Origin of the sequence: Fundidesulfovibrio magnetotacticus (assembly GCF_013019105.1) — a bacterium.
GTDB classification, from domain to species: Bacteria; Desulfobacterota; Desulfovibrionia; order Desulfovibrionales; family Desulfovibrionaceae; genus Fundidesulfovibrio; species Fundidesulfovibrio magnetotacticus.
Window position 1 is genome coordinate 47,555 of record NZ_BLTE01000007.1, and the last position, 24,044, is coordinate 71,598.

Here is a 24,044-nt window from a genome sequence, read left to right on the forward strand (position 1 = left end):
AACAGACGCCAAACGGCTAATGCAAACCAAGCATTGTTTAAGGGAGCCCCTTGTTGGCGTCAATACTCGTAACACGAAAATGCAGGGCGGGGAGGGGTGCCGTCTCGGGATTCAAAAGCCGAAATGAACCTGAAGCGTGTTTGCCAACACTGCCGGGAGCTTAACAAACGAAGCACCTACAGACACCGCAAGACTTGTTGTCACATGGACGGGCCTACACAACACCTTGAAAATATTCGTAAGTGACGGCACACTAAAAATAACAACAAACGGTGTTCCACTACGCAGATTATCCACTATCACAGACGAGTCGCAGCTGATGACCATCCCGAGGCCACCAACAGAAATGTCACGTATCTTCACGGCCTTATATTGTGTCTCATTGTGCGGCATAGAAATCTCCATCACTCCGTTTATCGATACATCAACACGCTTCTCCCTCCTTTTATCGAATCCGTTTTCATGGAAACGTGCATCGCTCGTGCAATTCAAGAATTTTGTCAAAACATCATCCAACAGTGCGTCCTGCGTTTCTCCAGCGAGACTGGCTTTTTCACGGAATCTGTCAGCCAAACCGACTGGAATATCAAAACAAACTGTTGTCGTGCCCCCCCTTGATACTGTCAATTGCTGATGCATCACTGTATGCTCTCTTTCCTTGTCTGTTGTCATATTTCAAATACATTACAAAATATATGCCAAGACAGCCGTCCTCTCCAGGATTGGAAACTGCACTCTGGACGTGCCGAAACGGCCTTTTCGGATGAATCCAACGGGCAGAATGTAAACAAACGCAACACATGTCGGATGTTCTTCCAGAAGGGACCGGCACGGTGATGCGGGGCCGGGCATGCTATGGCCAGGACTTGGGACGCGCGGAGAGGTCAGGAGTGGATCGGCCTTGGGCTCCGCCAAGCCGGAGATCACGACAGGGAAACGCCGGGAATTAGAAAACCGTCGCCCCGATCACGTGGACAACGTCCCGGAGGGGGTGGGCTTCGGGCCTGGGAGCATAGCTCCATTCCCAGCGCTCCTGGGGCGCGGGGGAAGCCACGCCGTGCAGAGGATCCGACATCATGGTCTCGTTGTCGGCAACCCCGAGCCACGCAAGCTCCGTGAGCAGACAGCGAACCCCCGGACGGCTTTCAAGCCAGTCGAGGTGGGCCTGCATGGCATTGCGCGCGAAAGCTTCCAACTCCCCTTCCGAATGGCGGCCGGCGGTCCAAAGGCGCTCCATGGGCAGCAGGGGAAGCCGTGCAAGAGCATTGGCGGAAATCGTGATGTCCGGGCTCACCCCGGGAAGCGGGTCGACGGGGACGAATCGGTTCGGGAGTCGCACCCCGGATTTCAGGGACTCCAGCACTGCGGAAAGCGAGCCGGTAAGGTCCGCATGGAGAAGGCGCACGTTGCCAAGCCGCGCGGCCCTGCGCCGGACCTCCAGAGGATGGGCGACATCGACGAGCACGACGTTGACGAACAAGCGGGAAAGCTCTTCCAGCGGAACATCGAGACACCACCCCGACCCCGCCACCACGGCGACGCCATGCCCGGCGGCCGATCGGGCGGACCGAAGGATAAAAGCGCGGCAGGCTTCGAGATGACCCCGCCAGGCCTCGGCGTTGCGCGTCCAGATTCCCCGGTAACGGGCGGCATCCCGCGCGTACCCCAGGGGTTTCGCTTGGTCGAGCACGGAGGCCGAAAGGGCCCAGTACCATTCTTGGAGCATTGCTTGTCTGCTTGTACGTGTTTGAGCAGGTACATCATCCTGTAACAACGCTTCAAGCGGTTCGTCTAGTGGGGGGGGGCGATCGGGGCCGCAGGAATCATTCGGATCGGGGCCAGAAACGACAAAGCCCGGCGGCCGAACACCGCCGGGCCTGTAAGGATACCCGACATGAATTGAAACGATCCCTTACACTTCTTCCTTACTGCGGGCCCGCCTGCGCAGGAAGGAGATTCCCAGCGCGCCGGCGCCCATAAGGAGCATGGAGGCGGGTTCCGGGTTGGGAATGGGCGCCCGCTCGTAGAAGACGTCGTTGGCGCAGCTCACCGCGAAGCCTACAGTCATGGAATGATGACCTTGCAGCTCGATGCCGCCGCCGGAAAGGGTCCAGGTGGCCCAGAAGTCGGTGCTGGTCGTATTCACAGCCACGCTGGTGGGCCAGGTGACCGTCGCGGTGATGCCGGTGGGGTCGCCGGGATCTTTGGCCTGCACGGGGTGGTTCTTGCGCCAGTCCCAGCCGCCGAGGTTGTATTCGTAGACCGTGGACATGTTGTAGTTGGCGGCCCACGTCGCCGTGTTGCCATACTCCAGCCCCGCACCGTCGGCTTTGTACACCGTCCACTGCGAGTCGACCACATCGTTCTTCACCGCGTCCATGGCCGCCTTTTGCTGAGCCGACGACGCTGTCGCCGTTCCGCCCGGGCGAACGAGCGAATCGGGGTTGTGGATGATGTAGTCCCAGTCCGTGTCGTTGTCGATGTTGATGAAGATGTCTCCGGGCTTCAACTTGTCGGAGTTCCACGAACTGCGCGACTGCTGCGTCGGAAGGAAGAAGTCGACGGAGACAGCGGTTAGGTGCGTTCCGTTGAAAGTGAATCCAATCTGTTTGATGTCCGGAATGCCTATGACATCCCCGGGGATGGCCCCGTATTTGGTCCCGTATGTCGTGACATAGGTCGAGGAGTTGTATCCGTCCCAGTTCAGGTTTGTGTCCTGGGTATACTCAGGAGCCGCCAGGGCGGACCCGCTGAAGAAGACTGACAACGCCAAGATCAGTGTGAACGGCTTCATGGTGATCTCCTTTCAAAGGTCCTAAAGCATGAATCGTGCCACGACGGCCTGCCAGGCCCGTGCGAGAGGACACGGATCATGGAGTGCAATTTGCTTGGTCAGCCTGGCCCGGCACGGAGGATCAAACCCGAACACAAGCCACCCAAGCCCGGAGGATACGGCGTGACCCAATTCCGAAATCTTGTCTTCAAAGGCGGCGGGGTGAAGGGTGTCGCGTACATCGGAGCGTTGGAGGCCCTTGAGCAGTACGGGGTCATCCCGGACATCCGCAGGGTTTGCGGCACGTCCTCGGGGGCGCTCGTGGCCGCGCACATAGCCCTGGGCGGCCGGGCCGAACAACTCGGGCGGCTGCTGGACAGCGGCTTCCTTCGCGGACTTCTGGACAAGACGTTCTGGCCTGGCCAGCCCCTGCCCCACCTGCTCACCGATTACGGCTGGTTCCAGGGCAAGCGCCTCAGCCTTTGGCTCAAGCGGCACATGGAGAGCCTTTCGGGCGATCCCGGAATCACCTTCGGACAGCTTGAGGGACTTGCGGGCCGCAGCGGCGCTGCCTGCAAGCATCTGGCCGTCATCGCGACCAACGTGACACTCCAATGCGCGCACATCTTCAGCGCCTCGACAACGCCGGAACTGCCCATCTGGAAGGCGCTCCAGGCCTCCATGAGCATCCCTTTCCTGTTCAGCGTCGCCCGGCTCGACGGCGAGGGCCCCTACGTGGACGGCGGCCTCACTTGGAACTACCCGCTGAATTTCTACGACGAGGCGCGGTGGCTCTCGCAGGAGGACGACGCGAGGCTCTTCGCCCTGGTCGACCACCCCTCCTCCAGAAACGCCAGCCGGTTCTATAACAAGGAAACCCTTGGGCTCATGGTGGAGACCCGGACGCGAGACGCCGGCGTCGCGCCCGATGATTCGGGCTTCCGGCGCGGCATCGAATCCTTCCCTGCCTACATCAAAGCCATGATCGGACTGATGACCGACTCCAGTTCCGGGAATTTCCTCAACCTCTCCGACTGGCAGCGAACCGTCTTCATCGAAGCGGACGGTGTGCGCGCAACGGATTTCAACCTGCCGCAGGAGTCCATCGCGAGTCTGCAGGAGTCCGGCCGACGGTCGGTCCACGCCTACATGCAATGGTTCCTCGACCAGAGCAACCGCCCGCTGAATCGCGTTGAGGAGTCCACGGCCTAAGGGGGCGTGACGCAAGCCGTCGGCCGGTCACGGAAGACCGAGGCGTCGGCGGACGCAAGGTCCCCTGTCCGCTGCCGGTTTGCCTTGCCGCCGGGTTCGGGTTATGCTTGCGGCGCGACGGTTTTTCGCGGGCCTGGAGCCCGGGCCGCCCGCGACCACGAACACGGCGGCTGCAATGGACACCACGCTCTCTCTGGAAATCCCCCCGGACCCTGGCTACGCCCGCGTCCTGACCACCGCCGCCGAGGCCCTGGCCCGGTCGCGCGCGATGGCCCCCCGCGAGCAGATGCGCTTCCAGCTGGCCGTCGAGGAATTCTTCCTCTACCTGGCCAAGACCCTGCCGGACCACGGCCCGGTCCGCGTGGCCCTCACGGGCAGCTCCTACCAGACCCGCGCATCCATCCGCTTCCGGGCCGAGGGGCTCTGCCTGGGCGCGCTCAACGCCTGCCGCCCCCCCGCCCCCTCGGGCGCGGGGGACGACGGCGAGCCTCTGAGCCTGATCCTCGCCGGGCGCGTGGCCGACCGTTTCCGCCTGGAAAGCGAGGGCGACGGCTCCTTCGTCCTGCACGCCGAGGTGGACAAGGCCTATCCGGCCATGGACTCCCCCATGGGATGCGTACCGGTGCGCCCGCCCTACCGCGTCCGCGCGGAGGCCGATGCGGGCCTGCTCCTTCGCGCCGCCGCCCTGGCCTACGCCCGCTACCCCGCCCGCCACTGCCCCGCCAGCTTCCGCACGCCCGGAAAATTCGCGGACATGAGCCTGGAGGGCCGTTTCCAGAGCGTCATGGCCCTGGACGGGGCGTCCCACCCGGCGGGGCTTTTGTGCTGGACCCGCTCCGGCGGGAGGGGCCTGGCCTTTTCCGGTCCGTTCGTCTTCGCCCCGCCGGGGGACGGGCCACAGGTGGCCCGGATGCTGGCGGACGCCTTCCTCTCGGCCGTGGCCCGCGAGAAGGCGGACATCGTCTTCAGCGAACGGGCCACGCAGGACGTGCCACCGGGCTACTTCGAGCCCCTGGGGGAACTCGTTTTCCTCGGCCCCGAGGGCGCGGCGCGCCAACCCGTGCTCTACCGCCACCTGCGCGAGGACGCAGGCGAGGCGGTCTGGGCGGACCCGGAATCGGCGGACTTCCTGCGCAAGGCCTACGACCGCCTGGCCATGTGCCGCGACATCCTCCCCGCCCGATCCCCCGAAGCCTGGGAGCGCGAGCGCTCGCTCTTCTCGGTGAACCTGGACAAGAACAAGGGGCTGGCGACGCTCACCCCCCTGCTGGACGGGGCCAACGTGCCCGAAAACCTCCGCGCCCACGCCAGGGCCCTTGCGGACAAGGGCGCGGCGAACATCCTGCTCTATCTCGACCTCTCCCGCGCCTGGGAGGCCGCTCTGGCAGGCCCCGCCGCCCGGGCCGGATTCCGCCCGAGGCTCGTGCTCCCCTTCGCGGGCCGCTCGGACCTCCTGGTGCTCCAGCATGAGCCGGATCGCTGACCTCGCGCCCTCCCACGTCCTGAACTTCGAGAGCTACGTCCCCAGCCGTCCGGACGAGGTTCTCATGCGTCAGTACGGCGTGGAGCGGCTGCTGCGCCTGAACAACAACGAGAACGCCCTGGGGCCGCCGCCCGCCGCCCGCGAGGCCCTGGCGGCCTTCGAGCCCGGCCGGGGGGCCGTCTACCCCCAGGGGGACTGCCACTTCCTGCGCGAGGCCCTGGGCCGAAGTTTCGGGAAGGACCCCTCGCGCTTCCTGGTGGGCAACGGCTCCTGCGAGGTGATCACCTCGGTGATCAAGGCCTTCTGCCAGCCCGGGGACGCCATCGTAACGGCGGACAAAACCTTCGCCGTCTACGAGTGGGTGGCCGCGTTTTCCGGCATCGAGGCCAGGCTCGTCCCCCTCAGGGACTACGCCTTGGACCCCGGGGCCCTGCTCGCGGCCGTGACGGAAAAGACCAAGATCGTCTTCGTGTGCAACCCCAACAACCCCACGGGCTCCTGGTGGAACAAGGCCACCCTGGAGCGCTTCCTGGACGGGGTGGCCGGGCGCGCCGTGGTGGTGCTGGACGAGGCCTACCGCGAATTCGTGGACTCGCCGGACTTCCCCGACGGCATGGAGGCGCTGGAGCGCCATCCCAACGTGCTCGTGTTCAGGACCTTCTCCAAGATGTACGGTTTGGCGGCCTTCCGGGTGGGCTACCTGTGCGGCTCGGCCGAGGCCGTGGACATCGTGCGGCGCACGCACCTGGTCTATTCGGTCAACACGCCTGGGCAGCTGGCCGCACGGGCGGCGGTGGAGCACGGCGCGGAGCACGTGGAGGCCACGCGCGCCCTGGTGGCCCAGGCGCGCGGCCATCTGCGCGGCGTGTTCGACTCCCTGGGCCTGGAGCACGTCTCGGGCGAGGGCAATTTCATCATGGCCCGCGCCCCCATGCCGGACACCCTGCTCCACCGCCTGCTCATGCGCCAGGGCGTGATGGTGCGCACCATGACGGGCTTCCGCTTTCCCAACTGGATCCGGGTCACGCTGGCCGGGGAGGAGGCCATGGAGGCCTTCGCCAAGGCCCTGCGCAAGGCCCTGGACCGCTCATGACCCCTCCTTCGGACGACGGGCCGCAGCGCCTGTTCACCTACGACTTCGCGGTGCTCACCCTGGCGGCGGCCTTCGGCTTCTGCAACATCGCCGTGTTCTACGGGCTGGCAAGCTGGCTGGAGCGCCAGGGCGTGGACCCGGCCTGGCGCGGGGCCGTGATCGCGGCCGAGCCCATGGCCGCGCTGGCGGTCCGGCCCTTCCTGAGCGTGCTCGTCACCGCGCGGCGCGCCCTCCTGCTGGCGCGCCTCTCCCTGGCGGGTCTGGGGCTCGCGCTGCCCTGCTACCAGTTCGCGCACTCCGTCCCGGAGTTGCTGGCGGTGCGCATCTTCCACGGGCTCTCGTTCGTGTGCCTGGTGAGCGCGGTGATGGCGCTCCTGGCGCGCACCGTGCCCCCGAAGCTTTCGGGCCGGGCCTTCGGATACTTCTCGCTGGCGTCGCTGGTGCCCTACGCCCTCATGCCCCCGCTGACCGAATGGCTCCTGCCGCGCGCGGGGGGCGAGGCCCGGGCCTACGCCTGGACGGCGCTTCTGACCCTGCCCGCCCTGGCGCTCATGGTTCCCCTTGGCAAGCGTCTGGGGCGAAAGGCCTTCCCACCGGAGGAGCGCCACGGGCCTTCGCGCGCGGAGATCCTGGAGAACCTGGGCAGGCCGCCGGTCCTGCTGCTCCTGGGCGCGAACCTTCTGGCGTTCGCGGCCACCACCCAGGTGTTCTTCTTCGCCAAGCCCTACGCCCTTTCCTTGGGCCTGGCCGATCCGGGGCTTTTCTTCACCGTGTCCACCGGCGCATCCATCGCCGTGCGGGTGCTGGCCGGGCCGTACTACGACAGGCTGCCCCGGCGCACGGCCGCCCTTTCGGCCCTGGCGCTGCTCGGCGCGTGCATTGTCCTTTTCCCCCTGGCGGCGAGCGCGACGACCTTCCTGGCCCTGGCCGGGGTCTACGGTTCGTGCCTGGGCGTGGCCATGCCCCTGGCCAACGCCGCCATGTTCCTGGAGTCGCCCGCGCGCCTGCGGGGCATGAACATGAACCTGATGCTCTTCATGATGGACGCGGGGTACGTGCTGGGGCCGCTGGCGGGCGGCGCGCTGCTGGCCGGTTCCGGGGGCTTCGGGGCGCTGTTCGGCGTGAGCGCTGCCTGCGCGACGGGGGCGGCGCTCCTCTACCTGCCCCTGGCCGCGCGGGAGCTGCGCGCCGGGGCGGACGCGCCGCACTGAGCCGCAGCCGGCCCGGCTCCCTCGTCCCACCGGCAGCATCCCCCGGGGCCCCCTTCGCGGGCCGTCGCCGCCGACCGATCGGAAGACGATCGGATACGTCCGGTCTGTTCAATTCGCCCACCGGCTCCGGCCCTGGCCCCCCTGAGCGCGCCGCACGGCGGACCGATTTGAAGACGATCCACCGTGCGGCGCGCTCAGGGGGACCAGGACCGGAACCTGCGGCCTTACCGGTGAAGCCCGCGAAGCAATTGCGGGTCCAGGGGGGTCACCCCCCTGGCGGGAGAGTCCAGAGAGGGCAGCGCCCTCTCTGGCCGCCGGAGGCCTCCTAAAGGGCCAGGCGCAGCAGGAGGTTCCCCGCCACAGCGCGACGGTATTCGGCCGAGGCGCGCAGGTCGTCGATAGGCGCGATCTCTTCGCGCAGGGTCTCGGCGGCGTCCAGGAGCGTTTCCCGGTCCAGGTGTCGTCCGGTGAGCAGGGCTTCGGCCCGGGGGCAGCGCACGGCCGTGGGGGCCACGCTGCCCAGGGCCAGGCGAGCCTGCGTCACCCTGCCCTCCCCGTCCAGGCGTATGGTCGCCGCGAGGCTGACCACCGCGATGGCCAGGGCCTTGCGCCGTCCCACCTTCTCGAAGTGCTGGATTTCCCCGGGCTCAGGCAGGCGCACGAGGGCCGCCGAGACGATCTCCCCGGGCGAGAGGGCCGTGCGGCCAGGCCCCAGCAGGAACCCGGACAGGGGGACCAGCCGGACGCCCCGGCGGGATGTCAGCTCCACCTGGGCGTCCAGGACGGCGAGCGGCGGGAGGGCGTCCCCGGCGGGCGAGGCCGTGGCGAGGTTGCCCCCCAGGGTGCCCATGTTGCGGACGAGCGGCGAGCCCAGCTCGGAGAGCGCCCGGGCCAGCACGGGCAGCCGCACGGCCGCCAGGGGATGGCGCAGGAGCCGGGCGTGGGTTTCGCACGCGCCCAGGCGCAGCAGGCCCCCCTCCTCGCGCACGCCCTGCAGGCAGGCGATGCGCTCCAGGCAGGCGATGCGCTCCGGGCGTGCCGGGGCGCGGCGCGCCAGGAGGTCGGTGCCTCCGGCCATGGCCGTGTAGCCGTCCTCCAGCAGGGGCCAGAGTTCCTCCAGGGAGCGCGGAGAGCGCACGTCGGGGGTCACGGCTTCTCTCCACGCAGGGTCCGGGCGGCGTCCAGCACGGCGTCCACGACCTTCACGTAGCCGGTGCAGCGGCAGAGGTTGCCCGAGAGAGCCCGGCGGGCCTCGTCCCGGTCCGGCGCGGGGTCGCGCGCGAGCAGTTCCGAGGCCGCGATGGTCATGCCCGGGGTGCAGTAGCCGCACTGCACGGCCCCGGCGGCGGCGAACGCGGCCTGGACGGGGTGCGGATTCTCCAGCGTCCCCAGCCCCTCTGCCGTGACCACCTCGCGCCCCTCCAACTGGGCGGCCAGCATCAGGCAGGAGAGCCGGGCCTCGCCGTCCACCAGCACGGCGCAGGCCCCGCACTCGCCCGAGCCACAGCCCTCCTTGGCGGCGGTGAGGCCCAGGTCCTCGCGCAGGAGGTCCAGGACGCGCCTGCCGGGGGCGGCCTCCAGGCGCACGGGCGCGCCGTTCAGGGTGAACTCCAGGGTGACGGTCGCGCTCATCGTGCGCCTCCCATGGCCGCGAGCACCTCTTCGGGGGTGACGGGCAGACGGCGCGCGTCCAGGCCCACCGCGTCCTCCAGGGCCTGGGCCGCGGCGGGCCCCGGGCCGTGCACGCCCACCTCGCCCATGCCCTTGAGCCCGTGCGGGCCGCTGGGCTCGTGGCCCTCCACGCTGAGAGACTCCAGATCGGGCAGGTCGAGGGCGGTGGGGATCAGGTAGCGGTCCAGACCGTCGGCGCGGATGAGCCCTTCTTGAACGGCTAGGTCCTCGAAGAGGGCGAAGCCGACGCCCTGGGCCGACGCGCCCTGCACCTGGCGCTCCACGCCCTGGGCGTCGAACACGCGGCCGCACTCCACGGCCGTGACGCAGCGCGCAAGCTCCACCTGACCGGTGAGCTCGTCGGCCTCCACGGCGCACACGCACGCGGCGTGGGAATAAAAACGGTGCGGGAAGCCCAGGCGGAACTCCCGGCCGGTGTCGGGCGGGCTCTCCACCACGGGCGAGACGAACTGGTCGACGCAGATGCGGTCGTCGCGCTGGAGCATGGAGGCGATCAGGGCCAGGGGCACGCTGCGGCCGCCGGTCGGGTCCGTGACGGCCCCGGGCGCCAGGACCAGGCGGTGCGGTTCGTCGGCCAGCAGGAAGAGGGCGGCGCGGGCCTGGAGCTTCTCGCGCATGGCCGCGCAGGCCTTGAGGAGCGCGTTGCCGTAGACGTAGGTGGTGCGGCTGGCCGAGGAGGACCCGGCGGGCAGGCACAGGCGCGTGTCGGGCCGGACCACCTCGAAGGCGGAGGGCGGCTGGTCCAAGGCCTGGGCGGCCATGCGCGCGAAGGCCAGGGAGTTGCCCTGGCCCATGTCCGGCACGGAGTTGTAGATGCGGAAGGTCCCGGCCCGCGTGAGTTCCAGCTTGGCGGCGGCCGCGTCGGGCAGGCCCCGGCCGTAGCCCATGGCGTTGCACGAGGCCGCGATGCCCACGCCCCGGCGCTTGAAGGCCGGGGCCTGCGCCTTCCAGGCCTCCCGGTCCTTCCAGACGGGATGGTCCATCACGGCCTCCAGGCACTCGGCCGCCCCCGTGGGGGACTCCATCGCCACGCCCGCGCAGTTCAGCTCGCCCGGGCGCAGGGCGTTCCTCAGGCGGAGGGCGGCCGGGTCCATGCCCAGGCGCGCGGCCAGCAGGTCCAGGGTCCGCTCCAGGGCGAAGCTGGCCTGGGCCACGCCGAAGCCCCGGAAGGCCCCGCCCACGGGGTTGTTGGTGTAGGCGCAGAAGCCCTCCACGCGTGTGTGCGGAACGGCGTAAGGCCCGCCCGCGTGCTCCATGGCCAGGGCCATGATTTCCACGGCCAGGTGGGCGTAGGGGCCGGAATCGAAATGCATGACGCACTCCAGGGCCTTGAGCGCCCCGGTTCGCGAGGCCCCCAGGCGCACCCGGATGCGCGCGGCGTGGCGCTTGTACCCGGCCAGAAAGGTCTCCTCGCGGTTCCAGCACATGCGCACCCAGCGCCCGCCGCCGTGCAGCGCGGCCAGGGCAAGCAGGCACTGCACCGTGGCCCCGTCCTTGCCGCCGAAGCCGCCACCCAGGGAGGGGGCGCGCACGCGCACCTTCATGGGGTCCAGGCCCAGGGCGTGGCCGATCTCGAAGCGGTCGCGGAAGGGGGCCTGGGTGGAAACCACCATCTCGATGCCGCCGTTGCGGGTGCGCCGGGCCGCGCCGTTGGGCGGCTCCAGAAAGGCATGCTCCTGCATGGGGGTCTCGAAGACGCCCTCCGCCACCGCATGGCACTGCGCAAAGGCCCCCGGGGCGTCGCCCTTCTCCACCAGGGCATGGGCCAGGAGGTTGCCGCCCTCCCGGCCGGGATGGACCAGGGGTGCGCCCGGAGCGAGGGCCTCTTCGGCATCGAAGACGCCTGGCAGGGGGTCGAACTCCACGCGGATGCGTTCCAGGGCATGGGCCAGGGCCTGCCTGTCCACGGCCAGCACCAGGGCCACGGCGTCCCCGGCGTGTCGCACGGCGTCCACGGCCAGCACGGGATGGTCCTTGTGCACGATGCCCTGGCGGTTGGTCCCGGGCACGTCGGCCCCGGTGAGCACGGCCAGCACGCCCGGCACGGCGCGGGCCTCGCCCGTGTGCACGGTCCTGATTCCGGCGTGCGCAACGCCCGCGCGTTTGGCTCCGGCCCAGAGGCAGTCCGGCGGGAGGAAATCCGTGGCGAAGCGCTCCGCGCCCACGGCCTTGGAGAGGGTGTCCGGCAGGTGCGTCACGGCGGCCTCAGAGGGTGGCACAGGCGCGGGCGTGGTCCGCCCGGATGTGTCCGAGGATGGCCCTGGCCCTGTCCGAATGGAGGTTGATGGCCTCGAACTCGGGCTCCACGTAGAGCTTCTGCATGAGGATGGCGTCCGGGCCGAACCAGATGGGGATGAGCCCGCCCAGGAAGAAGCCGCGCTCCCGCAGGGCCTCCACCGCGAAGGCCGCGCCGGGCTCGCCCGCGTTCACGTACACCTGGAGCACGGCCAGGCCCCTCTGGACCGCCTCCCGGTCCAGAAGCGCGGCGATGTCCGGGAAATCGGCCCCCACGGCGAGCGCCTGCGCCCGCTCCACCTGGGCGAAATCGAAGGATCGGCGCTCCAGTGAGGTCCGGGCGGCGAGGGGCTGGTCCGCCGGGCTCCAGCGGATGGCGCGCTCCAGGCGGAAGCCCTCCAGGATCAGCTCCAGGGCGGGGCGGCAGCATTCCGGCAGGTGCAGGGGCATGGAGCGGTCGCGGTCCACGCGCGCGCCCAGGAGGCAGCTCACGCGGCGCGCGCCCGCGCCCTCCTTCTCGTAGGCCCCGGCGGGCATGAGGGCCACCTCCAGGCCGCACTCGGAGTAGCCCCATTTGTCCACGAGCTTCTGGGTGACGGTGTGCGTGCACACGGCCTCCCCGAAAAAGCCCTGGGCCTGGGTCATGGTGTGCGAGAGGCGATCCATCTCCCGGATGATCCGGGCGGCCATGCGCGTCTCGCGGTATTCGGGGGCCACCATCACCTGCCCGAACTCGAAGAGCGCCTTGTTGGGCGGAGAGCTTTGATAGAAGGCCCCCTGCCCCGCCACGGAGCCGTCGTCCAGGCGGGCCACCACCGTGAGCAGGGCTCCCTCGGCGTTGAGTTGCTCGATGCGCTCGGGGACGTAGTAGTCCTCCACGGGGTAGCGGTCGCCGTAGACGGAGTAGAAAAGCTGGGCCACGCCCCGGCCGTCGCCGGGACGCAGGGGGCCGACCTCGTAGTCGCGGCCGGGGTTCACCGTCTTCCAGTCCCGGCGGATGCGGCCGATGGGGCTCTCTCCCCGCACGCGCTCACGGATGTAGGCCGCAAAATCGTCCAGGGTGCGCAGCGAGAGGGAGTCGCGCTCGTCGATGGACAGGCCGTAGCGGCTCTCCACGGCCAGGGAGAAGGCCGGATAGTCCAGGGAATCCACCCCCTGACGCAACAGCGGCGCTTCGGAGCGCACGGCCCCGGCCACGGCCCGGTCCACCCCCGCCTCCATGAGCAGTTCGCGCAGTTCCTGGATCAGCTGTTCCACAAAACCTCCTGCGGGACGCCTCAGCCCTGGCGCAGCACGAAGCGCCGCACCTTGCCGGTGGACGTCCTGGGCAGCTCGGACACGCACTCGAAGCGCGCCGGGCACATGTGTTGGGGCAGGCGCTCCAGGAGGAACCGCCGCCATTCCAGATCCAGAGCCTTGCCGGGGACCGCGCCCGGGGCCGGCACCACGAAGGCGCAGACCACTTCCGCGCCCGCCGCGCGCCGCGCCGCCACCGCGCACTCGGCCACGGCGGGATGGCGCAGAAGCTCCTCCTCCACCCGCACCGGCGACACCCACTGGCCGCCGGACTTGAGCATGTCGTCGCTGCGGCCCCGGTGCGAGAAAAAGCCTCCCTCCTCCACGAACACGTCCCCGGTGCGCAGCCAGCCGCCGGGAAGCATGGCCTCGCGGGTCTTGTCGGGCCGGTTCCAGTAGCCCCGGCAGAGGCCCTCGCCCCGGATGAGCAGGTGGCCCTCGCTGCCCGGGGGCGCGTCGCCGCCCTCGTCGTCCACGAGGCGCACCTCGAAGCCCGGCACGGGCTGCCCGGCGCTGCCCGCCCGGGAGCGCCCCTTGCGGTTGGAGACGAAGACGTTGAAGGCCTCGGTGGAGCCGATGCCATCCAGGATCTCCCGCCCGGCGAGCCGCAGCCACTCCTCGTGCAGAAGCGGCGGCAGGGCCTCGCCCGCGCTGTAGCAGAGCGCCGGGACGAACGGCTTCATGGCGGGCTCGTAGACCCGAAGCATGGCGTTGTAGAGCGTGGGCACGCCGAAGAAGGCCGTGGGCCGGTGGAGGGCCATCAGGTCGAAGGCGTCGCCCGGGCCGGGCTTGCCGGGGAAGAGCGCCGTGGCCGCACCGGCCGCCAGGGGCAGCGCCAGGCTGGCCAGCAGGCCGTAGGCGAAGAAGAGCTTGCTGGAGGAGAACACCACGTCCGAAGGCCCCAGTTCCAGCACCCGGCCCCAGGTCCTGTGCGGGACGAGCAGGTTCTCCTGGGCGTGGGGCACGCCCTTGGGGTTTCCGGTGGAGCCGGAGCTGTAGAGCATGAAGCCGGGATGGGCCGGATCAGCCGGGCGAGGGGCGAAGCCCTCGGGGGCTTCGTCCAAGTCCGGCGGCCCCAGATCGCCGCAGGTCACGGCGGGGCGGTCCGGTCCGGCCGCCTCCAGGGAGGGGTGGCCCGGCACGGTGAGCAGGAGCCGCGCGCCGCTGTCTTCCAGCAGGAAGGCGTAGTCCGAGGGTTTGAGCGTGGTGTTCACCGGCACGGGGCAGGCTCCGGCGAGCATGGCTCCCAGGAAGGCGCAGACGAAGGCCGGGGTGTCGGGCAGAACGAGCAGGACGCGCTCGCCGGGCCGCACGCCCCGGGCGTCGAGGTAGGAGGCGAAGCGCAGGGAGCGCTCTTTCAGCGCGCCGTACGTGAGGTTCGAGCCGCCGAAGAGGTACGCGGTGCGTTCGGCCCCCAGGGAGTGCCCCAGTTCCAGCAGGTCCCAGGCCGCGTTGCGTCCTTCCATCATGCGCGCCTCCTTGGCGGCGTCAGCGGAGGCTTCGCGCGGACCGGAGCCCGTCCGGCATCGCGTGGCGCCCCTGGCATCGGTCAAAGGTAGATTGTTCCTCCCGGCGCGTCAAACAAGCCAGGAAAGATTCCCCTCTCTCGCGCTCCTCCCCCCAGGAGCTACTGGAGCAGGGCCGGGGCGGGCGGGACGCTCGACAGGTCCTGCGGCTTGTCGCCGGTCATCACCAGCACGGAGGCCGTGACCCCGGCGCGCAGGAGCACGCCCTCCTCCAGGCGCAGCAGGCGCACGCGCACGGGGATGCGCTGGGCCAGGCGGATCCACTCGAAGGTGGGGCTCACGGTGGGCAGCAGGTCCTGCCCGGTGCTGCCGTCCTTCTGGAAGATGCCCCAGCCGATGCTCTCCACCACGCCCTGCAGGGGCTTGTCGGGGTAGCTCATGAGGGTCACCACGGCGGGGTGTCCGGGCTGGATGCGCCCCACCTGGGTTTCCATGAAGTAGCCCGAAATCCAGAAGCTGGAGGCGTCCACCAGGGCCAGTGCGGGCTGGTTGGCCACGGCCTGGCTGCCCAGGCGCAGGTTCAGATTGGTCACGTAGCCGTCCACGGAGGCCTGCTGGCGCGTGAACTCCAGGTTGAGCCGGGCGTCCTCCAGGGCGGCGCGGGCGGCGCGCAGCTGGGGGTTGTCCTCGCCCAGGGGGCCTCGCGCGGTCACGGAGCGGTCCAGTTCGGCGTCGGCCTGGCGCTTGGCCGCAGTCGCCAGGCGCAGGGCGGACTGGGCCTGCTGGCGGCGGGCCTGCACGGTGTCGTGGGTCTCCTTGGACTGGTCGTAGGCCTGCACCGGGATGGTGGCCTCGGCCACCAGGGTGGAGGCGCGCCCCAGGTTCTTGCGCGCCAGCAGGAGCTGGGCCTCGAAGTCCGCGATGCCCGATTCGGCCTGCTTCACCCGCGATTCGGCCTGGCGCACGGCCTCCTCGGCGGCGCGCACCTGATGGTCCAGGGCCGCGAGGTTCTGCAGGGTCAGGTCCAGGTTGGCCTGGGCCTCCTTGAGTTTGGATTCGAAGGTGCGCGGGTCGATCTCGAAGAGCAGGTCCCCGGCCGCCACGCGCTGGTTGTCCACCACGGGAAGGCGCACGATGGGGCCCGACACGCGCGGCGACACCAGCACCACGTTGGCCCGCACCTGGCCGTCGCGGGTCCACGGGTTGACCAGGTACTGCCGGTACTTGAGGCCCAGGGCCAGCACGGCCAGCAGGACCACGGCAAGGGTTACGGCGGTTTTGCGGCGTTCGAAGCGCATGGCGTCAGCTGGGCAGGACGAAGGTCCCGAAGAGGCAGGCGAGGATGGCGCTCACGGCCAGGAACGCCAGGGCCGGGTTGGTGAAGTAGCGGCTCAGGCGCAGGGCGTTGAGCCGCCAGGCCAGCAGGCACGTGGCCAGCACCCCCAGGGCCGAGGCCAGGAAGAAGGGCGGGAAGTAGATCCCGAAGAGGTCGATCTCGTGGGGCACGCTGAACATCGGGCCTCCTGCTCCGGTTTGCCGCGTCTCGCTCCTGTTGTGAAAGACATGGCGTCCTTTATCAAGGCGAATCATCAGAAGCGCGTCTGGGCCAGCGCTTCCACGTCCAGCCGGGGGTGCAGCCCGTCCAGGGCCAGGGCGTGGCGCAGCACCGTGGAGACGCACTGGCCGAAGCAGAGGAGAAGGCGCTCGGAGTCGGGGTCGGCGGCGGCGTGCCGCGCGGCGCGCGCCTCCAGGTCCGCCAGGGCCTGATCGGCCTCGCCCGCCGCGAGGGCCGCCGGGGCGCCGGGACCGGCGGCCACGGCCACGCCGGGGCCTGGTCCAGGACCGGAACCGCCGGGGCCTTGACCGGGTCCGGAGCCGGGCGCGGGGGCGGGGCCGGTCCCGGAGGCGGGACCCGGCGCGGCGGCGGAACCCGCCCCGCCTGCCCGCGCGCCCACGGCCTCCAGCACCGCGCGCACCCGCTCCATGCAGCGCTCGGCGGCGGCCCGGTCGCCCGGGTCCGGGTTGCCCTCGGTCAGGCGGCGGTAGTCCTGGCGCAGGCCCTCCACCTGGGCCGACAGCAGGTAGGAGCGCTCCACGTAGTCGGCCACCGCCCCGGCCCGATCGGGGGTGAGGTCTCGCGGGTCGAGCTTGCGGGAGGCCTCGTCCATGCGCCGGGCCAGGTCCACGGGGCGCATGGACGCGGTGAACCGGGAGGGCGCGCGCGCGAGGCTTCGCCAGAGCGGCCCCCGCAGGGCGTCGGCGCGCTGGGCCAGGGCCGCGCGGAACCAGCGGTCGTGGCTTACGAAGATGTTCTCCCCGCTCAGCGAATAGATGAACTCCGTGGAGAGGTAGCACAGCGTGAAGAAGAGAAAGAGCGAGACGGCGATGTTCACCGCCGAGGTGATGTCGTAGGTGGGCGGCGAGGTGATGGCCGTGCCGCAGGTGAACATGAGAAGGATGCAAGGCCACGTGCCCAGCGTCTTGCGCAGGAACACCCAGAACAGCACTATGGCCGCCAGCATGGCCAGGGCGATCTGGTGGAAGGCGTAGAGCTTCGGGAAAAGGACGATGTAGAGCGCCAAAGACACCACGTATCCCACGAAGAACGGCCACACCAACGTCTGCACCCGCGTGCGCGTGTAGAGTACCGACTGCAGCGTGAAAAGCAGCGAGATGTAGACGAACTCCATCCCCGTAGGCACCTGCGTGTAGATGTAGGTCAGGAAGCAGGCCGAGAACATGGCCAGGAGGCAGAGCGTCAGGCGCAGGGCCTCGGGGTCCAGACCCGTGAAGCCGCGCGGCTCGGGGGAGCGGTCCGGCAGCGGGGAGGCGTCGGCCAGGATGGCCTGGAGATGCCCGCTCATGCGGGCCGAAAGTTCCTCCATCTCGTCCAGGCGCGCCTTGAGCACCAGAAGCGTCGTCCGGGGCACACCCATCGCGCCCCGGAGCGCGCCGGGGGCGAAGCCCAGGCGCACGCGGCGCACGGGCCGCGCGGGCGGGGCCTGCCCTGCCGCCAGGGCCCGCATGTGGGCGGAACGTCGGCCCAGTTCGTCCAGGAAGTCGCGCGCGCCCGTCAGGCAGGCGTCCAGGGGGTTCACGCCGCCGCAGGACATGAGCGCGCGCACGGCCTGGCCCTGCACCTCCACCGCGCGCTCGGCCGTGCGCGCCACGGCGCGCCAGGCGTGGCGCTCCTCGAAGGTGCGCGGGTCCTCGATGATGCACTGCTCCACAAGCTCCTCGAAGTGCGCGGTCTGGCGCAGCAGCATGCGAGGGCGTCCATGGGGCGCTTCGGGCTCCTGGCCCTGGTAGCGCCCGGCGAAGAGGTCGCGAAGGATCTCGGCCTCCAGGGCGAGGATCCCGTCCAGGCTGGTCAGCAGGCCCGGCCGCGTGAGGCGTGGCCAGAGGAAGGTGTCCACCAGGTAGTGGACCAGCACGCCCAGCACCGTGGTCTGGGTGCGCGAGAGGATCACGTCGAACACGTCGGCGCTTTGCAGGTCGGAGTGGGCCACCAGCAGGAAGCTCACCACCAGGGCCTTCATCCAGAGGTAGGAGCGCTGGGAGGTGAAGCTCATGTAGCCCGCCACGGCGATCCACGCCGACATGGCCGCCATGAACCCCCAGCGCGACTGCGAGAAGTTGGCCACCAGCGCCACGGCCACCACGGCGGCGGCCAGCGTTCCCACCACGCGGTTCACGCTCTTGAGGATGGAGGCCCCGTACGGGCCGCGATGCACTACGATGGCCGAAAGCGCCGCCCACTGGGGCTCGTCCCAGCCCAGGGCGTAGGCGACGCCCAGGGCGATCACCACCGAAAGGCCCACCTTGAAGCCCTCGCGGGCGTCTGCGGCGGCCTCCTGGGCGCGGGTGGGGGCGGCGCTCACGGGGCGTCAGCTCCCGGAGGCGGGACGCGCAACGGCCCAAGCGCCCGGAGGATTCCCGCCGCGCCCGGACCGGTGGAACGGACGCCCGGACCGGCTGCGGCAGGCGGAGGCATGCCGTGCGCGCGCACGCCGCCCTGCCTCAGGAGGCCTCGCGCGCGGCCGTCCAGAGCCCCGCGCCCACCAGGGCCGCACCGCCCAGGCGCTGGAAGGCCCGCCCGGCCGCCGGGCTGGCCGCCGCGCGGCGCGCCCGGTCCGCCAGGAGCACGAAGCCCAGGGCGTTGACGAAGGCCAGGGCCGGGAACGTGGCCAGCACCACGAGCATCTGCGACCCCGCCTGGGGCCCCGGCGTGATGAACTGCGGCACGAAGGCCACGAAAAAGAGGATCGACTTGGGGTTGAGCGCGGTAACCACGTAGGCCTGGAGCGCCATGCGCCACGGCGAGCCCCCTCGCGAGGCCGCGGGCGCCGCGCCGGCCGGGACCACCGGCCCGGACCGGGCACGGCCGGAGCGACGCAGCATGCCCAGGCCCATCCACACCAGATAGGCCGCACCCGCCAGCTTGAGCGCCGTGAAGAGCCCCGCGCTGGCCTGCAGGAAGGCCCCGAGGCCCAGAAGCGAACAGCCCAGGGCCGTGGCGTCGCCCAGGGCCACGCCGAAGGCCGACCACCACGCGCGGCCAGCGCCCCGCGACAGGGAGAACCCCGCCACAAGGAGCACCGTGGGGCCGGGAATCACCAGGATCACGCAGGAGGCGGCCACGAAGGCCAGCCAGGCGTCCAGGGGCATGGGAAAGGCTCCTTCTCCCCCGCGCGGGCGCGGGGCGTTGGGGTTGGGGCGTGTGGGACGTCCGTGGCCCGTCCGGGCGATCCGGTCCGGCGTCCGGCGCTCCCTGCCGCCGCATCGCCCGCAAGCGTCAGATGAGGCCCAGCTGCTGCTCCTTGCGCACCGTGCGCGCCACCAGGTGGGAGCGCCGGGCGTTCTCCATGTCGAGCTTCTTCAGGAAGCGCGAAGGCTTGAGCATGAGCAGCCGTCCGTAGAGTTCGCGCTTCTCGGCATGGCTCAGGTAGAGCCGCGTCCTGGCCCGGGTGAGCCCCACGTAGAGCAGGCGCTCCTCCTCGGCCTCGTCCGGGGGCGTCTCCGCCGGGCTCAGCTTGCCCGTGAGCCTGCCCATGCCCGCGAACGGCAGGATGCCGTCCTCCAGAGCGGGCAGGAACACGGCCTCGAACTCCAGCCCCTTGGCCGCGTGGAGCGTCATCACGCGCACCTTCTCGGCGCGGCGGCCCACCAGCTCCAGCTCGCTCTGCTCGTTCACGTGGGAGAGAAGCCCGGCCCAGCCTCCGTGGCGCACGTAGGCCTCGCAGAGTTCCCCGAACTCCGGCCCCTGCCAGAAGAGGTGCTCGAAGGGCGGCACGTCGCGCAGGTAGAAGGCGATCTCCTTCGGCCCCTTGGCCAGCACGCGGTCCGGGCAGGCCAGGGAGAGCGCGCCCTCCATGTCCGCCATGCCCAGGAAACGACCGGCGGCGTTGAGGATGGCCTTCACGCGCCCGTCGGCCCAGAAGGCCTCGGCCTCGGGCACCGAGCAGGGCACGCCGAAGCGCGTGAGCACCTTGGCGATGGGCGCCATGAGCCCCCGGAAGCGCACCAGCACCGCGATGTCCGCCGGAGAGAGCGCCGGGGCGCTCCCCCGCCGGTTCCTCGCCCCGGCCAGCGTGGCGGAGGTGGGTCCCAGGAGCTGGCGGATCTTCTCGGCCATCCAGGAAATCTCGCGCAGCCCCTGGGGCGCGGTGAACTCCATGATCTCGCAGGATTTCTCCCCGACGGCCCGCAGGGGCTTCGAGCGCGGGAAGAGCCCGTGGGCCAGGTCCAGCACGGCCTGGGCCGAGCGGTAGTTCTCCTCCAGCGAGACGGTGAAGAGCCCCGGCCAGAAGCCCTCCAGCTCGCGACGCACGTCGGCCGACGCGCCCCGGAAGCCGTAGACCGACTGCTTGGGGTCCCCGATGCCGAAGAAACCGCGCGACCCGCCCGCGAGCGAGCGGATGACGGCCAGTTGCAGGGGCGAAAGATCCTGCACCTCGTCCACCAGCACGTGCCGGAAGCGGTTGTCGTAGACCCCGGCCTCGATCTTCTCCAGCCAGAACTCCAGGAGGTCTGTGTGGTCGGCCAGGTTCCAGGAGGCCTTCTGGCGGGCGTAGCGGGCGGCGTGGTCCTCCCCGGCGGGCAGGGGGGCGTCCTGGCGCGGCGGGCGCGGCTGACCGGGCTCGGCCGGGGCGCGGGGCTTCTCGGGCCACACGGGCAGGGGGCGGCGGCGCATGCGCTCGCGGTCCAGGGTGAGCTGGGTCCAGGCCTGCTTGAGCCTGGGCCCCGCGAGCTCCGGGTTCACCTCGGCGAAGAGTCTGCGGGCGGCCTCCTCGGAGAGGATCACCGGCTTCTCGCCGTAGGCCTCGCTCCAGCAGTCGTAGGCGAAGGAGTGCAGGGTGCCCGCCCGCACGGGGACGTCGCCCAGGCGCTCGCGCAGTTCCTGGGCGGCGCGGCGCGTGAAGGTGACCACCAGCAGCTCCGAAGGGTCGGCCCCCTCCTCCAGGAGGCGGCGGATGCGGGCCATGAGGGTGTGCGTCTTGCCCGTGCCAGGCCCGGCCAGCACCAGCAGGCGCTGTTCCCGGGACTGGGCGGCGTGGCGCTGGCGCTCGTTGAGGGCGGGCGGCGCGCCGGGGAGCGTGGCGTGGCCGCCGGAGGTTTCCGGTTCGGCCGCGTCCTGTCCGAGGCTTTCGGGTCCGGGGCTTTCGGGTCCGGAGGGCTCGGGGTCTCCGGGCTCGCCCGCCCTGTCCGCGCGGGTCCTGCCCCGGCGCACCCGCGTGGCGCCCGGGGCCGGCCGGTCGGCCAGGGCCTGCCCGCGCACGGCCCGCGCCAGCTCCTCGGGGCTGAAGACCTTGATGCGTCCGTACTGGCCGTCGAACCCGGCCTGGCGGAACACCTCGCCCCGGCGCATTCGGCCCACGGCGTCGGCCAGCACGGGGGAGTCCTGGGCCAGGTCGTCCAGGGGGATGTTGGCCAGGATGGTCAGCTCGGGGCCGAAGCGTTTGGCCAGCCGGGCGTAGTGCGCGCGGACCTTCTTGGTGGACTCGCCCGCGCCGTGGATCTCGGAGAGGATCTCCGCCAGGGGGATGAGCGAGACGAAGCCCGGCTCGCCCTTGGGGTTGACGGGCTGTTCGCGGTCGGCCAGCTCCATGACGCGGTTGAGCACGCCCACGGTGAGGGGCTTGCCGCACACGGGGCACAGCCCGCCCTTGGCCCGCGTCTCGTGGGGGTCCATGACCACGCCGCAGGCCAGGTGGCCGTCCAGGTGATACTTGCCCTCCTCGGGGAAGAATTCGACGGTGCCGAGGAACTCGTGCCCCAGGCCCTCGCCGCGCAGGGCGCGGTAGATGCCCTCGTAGGAGAGCGTGCCGGAGAAGAGGTTGGCCTCGCGCCCGAGTTTTTCGCCGGAGTGGGCGTCGGAGTTGGAGACCATGCGGTAGCGGTCCAGGCTGGAGAGCAGGCGGTTCATCTCGGGGTCGGAGGAAAGGCCCGTCTCCAGGGCGAAGATGTGTTCGGAGAGGCTTCCGAAGCACTCCTCCACGGAGTCGAAGCCGGACTTGGAGCCCAGGAGCGAAAACCACGGGGTCCAGATGTGGGCTGGCACCAGGTAGGCCAGGGGATCGGTCTCCAGGACCATTTCCAGGAGGTGGCGGCTGTCCAGGCCCAGGATGGGGCGGCCGTCGGAAGCCAGGTTGCCCACGCGCGCCAGACGGGCGTTGAGCTTTTCGGCGGCCTCGAAGGTGGGCACGTAGACCAGGTTGTGCACTTTGCGGACCTTGCCGCCGCGCTTGTAGATGGAGCTAATCTCGGCCGAGAGCATGAAGCGCGCGTGTCCGGGCAGGTGGGCGTCGGGCAGCCAGGGGATCTCGCCCTCCAGGCCGCGCGCGTCCTTGAGGCGCAAAAGGCCCTCGGAATCCGGCACGAGCTGTTCGCGCAGCTCCTCGAGCCACTGGGGGTGGGTGAAATCGCCCGTGGCCACCACGTCCAGGCCCTTGATCCCGGCCCACGCGGCCAGATGGCGCGGGGTCAGGCCCTTGCTGGTGGCCCTGGAAAACCTGGAGTGGATGTGCAGATCAGCCCTGTACTGGTCCATGTCGCCCCGCCTTGAGGATGGGGCAGACTAGCGTCTTCGGGCCGCGCGGGCAAGGCCCCCGGCCCAAGCCCCCGGGACGGGAACGGGCGGGCGCCAAGATGAAAAGGCCCCTGCGCGGACAAGGGCCTTTCCAGCAGGGGAATCCTGCACGACTGTGGGGAGGAGTCGATGCGTCATTATAAACCAGAAAGGAGGGAAACACGCAAGTCCCTCGCCGCGTTCTCCGCAATTTTTACGCAGTGTCCACGCACTGCACGAGCGCCAGCCCCCCGGCGAAGCACTCGAACTCGGCCAGGGCCTGCTTCTGGGCCCGGCGGCGTGTCTCGTCGAGCATGCCGCGACGCGCGGAGGCCACGCCCACCACGTCGGGGTCCAGGGAGCCGTGGGCGGCCATGTCCTCCAGGATGCCCACGATGCGCGAAAGCTCCATGCCCGCGCGGTAGGGCCTGTCCTCGGCCATGGCCGTGAACATGTCCGCCACGGTGAGCACCCGCGCGCCCAGCCCCAGGCTGGAGGCCGGGATGCCGTGGGGATAGCCCTTGCCGTCCAGGCGCTCGTGGTGCTGGCCCACCAGCAGGGCCACATCGGCCAGGGCCGGGGCCGAGGCCAGGGCGTTGAAGCCGTTTTCGGCGTGGCTTTGCATCACGCGCATCTCGCCCGGGTCCAGGGCCGAGGGCTTCATGATGATTTCGGCCGGGACGCCCAGCTTGCCCAGGTCGTGCAGTTCTCCGGCGATCTCCAGCACGTCGCGGGAGTGGCCGTCCATGCCCAGTTCCGAGGCCAGGGCCATGGCCGTGGCCGTGACGCCGCGCGAGTGCGTGGCCGTGAAGCGGCAGCGGAAGTCGATGATCTGGCTGAAGAGGCGCGAGAGCCGGGAGACGTCCTCGCCGCGCAGGCCGGGGTTGCAGGCCTCGGGGATGTGCGGGCTGGCCCCGGCGGCTCCGGCCTCGGCCAGGGCCTCCAGGTGTCCCGGCCGGGCGGCCAGGGCCTCGAAGGCCTCCACCCAGGCGGGGTTGAAGAGCCTGCCGCGTCCTTCGCGGATCATGCGGTCCAGGCGCTGGCGGTCGATGGGAGCGCCCTTGGCGCGCGGCAGGAGGGTGTCCACGCGGTCGGCCAGGCCGAGCAGGTTGCCCGCCTCCACGCCGCCCCGGCAGCGGCCCTCCCCGCGCAGACGCCAGGGCAGGTGGTGGCAGCGCACGATCTCCGCCGCGCGGCTCAGGCCCGGGGAGCCCTCCAGGAGGCGCGCGCCGATCTCGGGGTGGGTCTGGTCGGAGGATTCGAAGGCCAGGGCGGCCAGGCGGTCCTTGAGGGTGAAGGCTCCCACGTCGTGCAGCAGGCCCGCCAGGGCCAGGTCGGCCTGTTCGTGGGCGGGGAGCCCGGCCTCCTCGGCCAGGGCCTGGGCCAGGATGCCCACGCGGCGATGGTGTCCGGCCACCTCGGGGCTCACGAGGTCCACGGCGTTGGCGAGGCAGCCCACCATGTCGAAAAGACGCAACTGCACGACGGTACTCCTGAAGGATGCCCCAAATTAAT

18 protein-coding genes are annotated in these 24,044 nt (G+C 70.4%); 4 read left to right on the top strand and 14 right to left on the bottom strand.

All coding sequences use genetic code 11. The features are described from left to right. Positions 1-111 precede the first annotated feature (111 nt). From NNJEOMEG_RS08770 to NNJEOMEG_RS08780, 3 genes are all read right to left on the bottom strand, one after another. Positions 112-672 carry a PilZ domain-containing protein gene (locus NNJEOMEG_RS08770; RefSeq protein ID WP_217270495.1) on the bottom strand — a complete coding sequence of 187 codons (561 nt, stop codon included), beginning with the start codon at positions 670-672 and terminating at the stop codon, positions 112-114. Between the two features lie 274 nt (positions 673-946). Continuing rightward, positions 947-1,726, bottom strand: a complete 780-nt coding sequence (locus tag NNJEOMEG_RS08775; RefSeq protein ID WP_173083474.1) for a hypothetical protein — start codon at positions 1,724-1,726, stop codon at positions 947-949. 186 nt (positions 1,727-1,912) lie between these two features. Next, entirely contained in the window at positions 1,913-2,794 is an 882-nt protein-coding gene (locus NNJEOMEG_RS08780; RefSeq protein ID WP_173083476.1) for a PEP-CTERM sorting domain-containing protein, read from the bottom strand. Positions 2,795-2,956: 162 nt separating this feature from the next. Between NNJEOMEG_RS08780 and NNJEOMEG_RS08785 the strand changes: the two genes are divergently transcribed. From NNJEOMEG_RS08785 to NNJEOMEG_RS08800, 4 genes are all read left to right on the top strand, one after another. Beyond that, positions 2,957-3,985, top strand: a complete 1,029-nt coding sequence (locus NNJEOMEG_RS08785) for a patatin-like phospholipase family protein (protein ID WP_173083478.1) — start codon at positions 2,957-2,959, stop codon at positions 3,983-3,985. A gap of 175 nt (positions 3,986-4,160) precedes the next feature. Further along, positions 4,161-5,468, top strand: a complete 1,308-nt coding sequence (locus NNJEOMEG_RS08790; RefSeq protein ID WP_173083480.1) for a hypothetical protein — start codon at positions 4,161-4,163, stop codon at positions 5,466-5,468. Then, positions 5,452-6,561 (top strand): pyridoxal phosphate-dependent aminotransferase, encoded by a 1,110-nt coding sequence (locus NNJEOMEG_RS08795; RefSeq protein WP_173083482.1) that lies wholly within the window; start codon positions 5,452-5,454, stop codon positions 6,559-6,561. The genes NNJEOMEG_RS08790 and NNJEOMEG_RS08795 overlap by 17 nt, the downstream gene beginning before the upstream one ends. After that, positions 6,558-7,772, top strand: coding sequence for an MFS transporter (locus NNJEOMEG_RS08800; RefSeq protein ID WP_173083484.1), 1,215 nt, complete (start codon positions 6,558-6,560; stop codon positions 7,770-7,772). The genes NNJEOMEG_RS08795 and NNJEOMEG_RS08800 overlap by 4 nt, the downstream gene beginning before the upstream one ends. Positions 7,773-8,097: 325 nt before the next feature. Here the strand turns inward: NNJEOMEG_RS08800 and NNJEOMEG_RS08805 are convergent, their stop codons facing one another. From NNJEOMEG_RS08805 to NNJEOMEG_RS08855, 11 genes are all read right to left on the bottom strand, one after another. Further along, on the bottom strand, positions 8,098-8,922 hold the full coding sequence (locus tag NNJEOMEG_RS08805; protein WP_235956902.1) for an FAD binding domain-containing protein: 825 nt from the start codon (positions 8,920-8,922) through the stop codon (positions 8,098-8,100). Then, a complete protein-coding gene (locus NNJEOMEG_RS08810; RefSeq protein WP_173083486.1) occupies positions 8,919-9,404 on the bottom strand; it encodes a (2Fe-2S)-binding protein in 486 nt (161 codons plus the stop codon). Before NNJEOMEG_RS08810 ends, NNJEOMEG_RS08805 begins: the two co-directional genes overlap by 4 nt. Further along, the gene (locus NNJEOMEG_RS08815) at positions 9,401-11,662 is read right to left on the bottom strand and encodes a xanthine dehydrogenase family protein molybdopterin-binding subunit (RefSeq protein ID WP_235956903.1); all 2,262 of its coding nucleotides are present in this window, start codon (positions 11,660-11,662) and stop codon (positions 9,401-9,403) included. The genes NNJEOMEG_RS08810 and NNJEOMEG_RS08815 overlap by 4 nt, the downstream gene beginning before the upstream one ends. A gap of 7 nt (positions 11,663-11,669) precedes the next feature. Continuing rightward, positions 11,670-12,956, bottom strand: a complete 1,287-nt coding sequence (locus NNJEOMEG_RS08820) for an acyl carrier protein (protein WP_235956904.1) — start codon at positions 12,954-12,956, stop codon at positions 11,670-11,672. A gap of 20 nt (positions 12,957-12,976) precedes the next feature. Further along, entirely contained in the window at positions 12,977-14,464 is a 1,488-nt protein-coding gene (locus tag NNJEOMEG_RS08825; RefSeq protein ID WP_173083490.1) for a benzoate-CoA ligase family protein, read from the bottom strand. A gap of 158 nt (positions 14,465-14,622) precedes the next feature. After that, positions 14,623-15,759, bottom strand: a complete 1,137-nt coding sequence (locus tag NNJEOMEG_RS08830) for an HlyD family secretion protein (protein WP_173083492.1) — start codon at positions 15,757-15,759, stop codon at positions 14,623-14,625. Positions 15,760-15,763: 4 nt separating this feature from the next. Continuing rightward, positions 15,764-15,976: a DUF1656 domain-containing protein gene (locus tag NNJEOMEG_RS08835; RefSeq protein WP_173083494.1), complete on the bottom strand. Its 213-nt coding sequence runs from the start codon at positions 15,974-15,976 to the stop codon at positions 15,764-15,766. 74 nt (positions 15,977-16,050) lie between these two features. After that, positions 16,051-18,342: an FUSC family protein gene (locus NNJEOMEG_RS08840; RefSeq protein ID WP_173083496.1), complete on the bottom strand. Its 2,292-nt coding sequence runs from the start codon at positions 18,340-18,342 to the stop codon at positions 16,051-16,053. Positions 18,343-18,481: 139 nt separating this feature from the next. Next, the gene (locus NNJEOMEG_RS08845) at positions 18,482-19,129 is read right to left on the bottom strand and encodes a LysE family translocator (protein ID WP_173083498.1); all 648 of its coding nucleotides are present in this window, start codon (positions 19,127-19,129) and stop codon (positions 18,482-18,484) included. 127 nt (positions 19,130-19,256) lie between these two features. Then, positions 19,257-22,511 (bottom strand): UvrD-helicase domain-containing protein, encoded by a 3,255-nt coding sequence (locus NNJEOMEG_RS08850; RefSeq protein ID WP_173083500.1) that lies wholly within the window; start codon positions 22,509-22,511, stop codon positions 19,257-19,259. 232 nt (positions 22,512-22,743) lie between these two features. Further along, entirely contained in the window at positions 22,744-24,012 is a 1,269-nt protein-coding gene (locus tag NNJEOMEG_RS08855) for an HD-GYP domain-containing protein (protein WP_173083501.1), read from the bottom strand. Positions 24,013-24,044: the final 32 nt, after the last annotated feature.

Coding starts and splice junctions, on each gene's coding strand:
- NNJEOMEG_RS08850 (WP_173083500.1), bottom strand. CDS start 22,511: ATGGACCAGTACAGGGCTGATCTGCACATCCACTCCAGGTTTTCCAGG.
- NNJEOMEG_RS08845 (WP_173083498.1), bottom strand. CDS start 19,129: ATGCCCCTGGACGCCTGGCTGGCCTTCGTGGCCGCCTCCTGCGTGATC.
- NNJEOMEG_RS08770 (WP_217270495.1), bottom strand. CDS start 672: ATGACAACAGACAAGGAAAGAGAGCATACAGTGATGCATCAGCAATTG.
- NNJEOMEG_RS08790 (WP_173083480.1), top strand. CDS start 4,161: ATGGACACCACGCTCTCTCTGGAAATCCCCCCGGACCCTGGCTACGCC.
- NNJEOMEG_RS08800 (WP_173083484.1), top strand. CDS start 6,558: ATGACCCCTCCTTCGGACGACGGGCCGCAGCGCCTGTTCACCTACGAC.
- NNJEOMEG_RS08775 (WP_173083474.1), bottom strand. CDS start 1,726: ATGCTCCAAGAATGGTACTGGGCCCTTTCGGCCTCCGTGCTCGACCAA.
- NNJEOMEG_RS08810 (WP_173083486.1), bottom strand. CDS start 9,404: ATGAGCGCGACCGTCACCCTGGAGTTCACCCTGAACGGCGCGCCCGTG.
- NNJEOMEG_RS08835 (WP_173083494.1), bottom strand. CDS start 15,976: ATGTTCAGCGTGCCCCACGAGATCGACCTCTTCGGGATCTACTTCCCG.
- NNJEOMEG_RS08795 (WP_173083482.1), top strand. CDS start 5,452: ATGAGCCGGATCGCTGACCTCGCGCCCTCCCACGTCCTGAACTTCGAG.
- NNJEOMEG_RS08780 (WP_173083476.1), bottom strand. CDS start 2,794: ATGAAGCCGTTCACACTGATCTTGGCGTTGTCAGTCTTCTTCAGCGGG.
- NNJEOMEG_RS08830 (WP_173083492.1), bottom strand. CDS start 15,759: ATGCGCTTCGAACGCCGCAAAACCGCCGTAACCCTTGCCGTGGTCCTG.
- NNJEOMEG_RS08825 (WP_173083490.1), bottom strand. CDS start 14,464: ATGATGGAAGGACGCAACGCGGCCTGGGACCTGCTGGAACTGGGGCAC.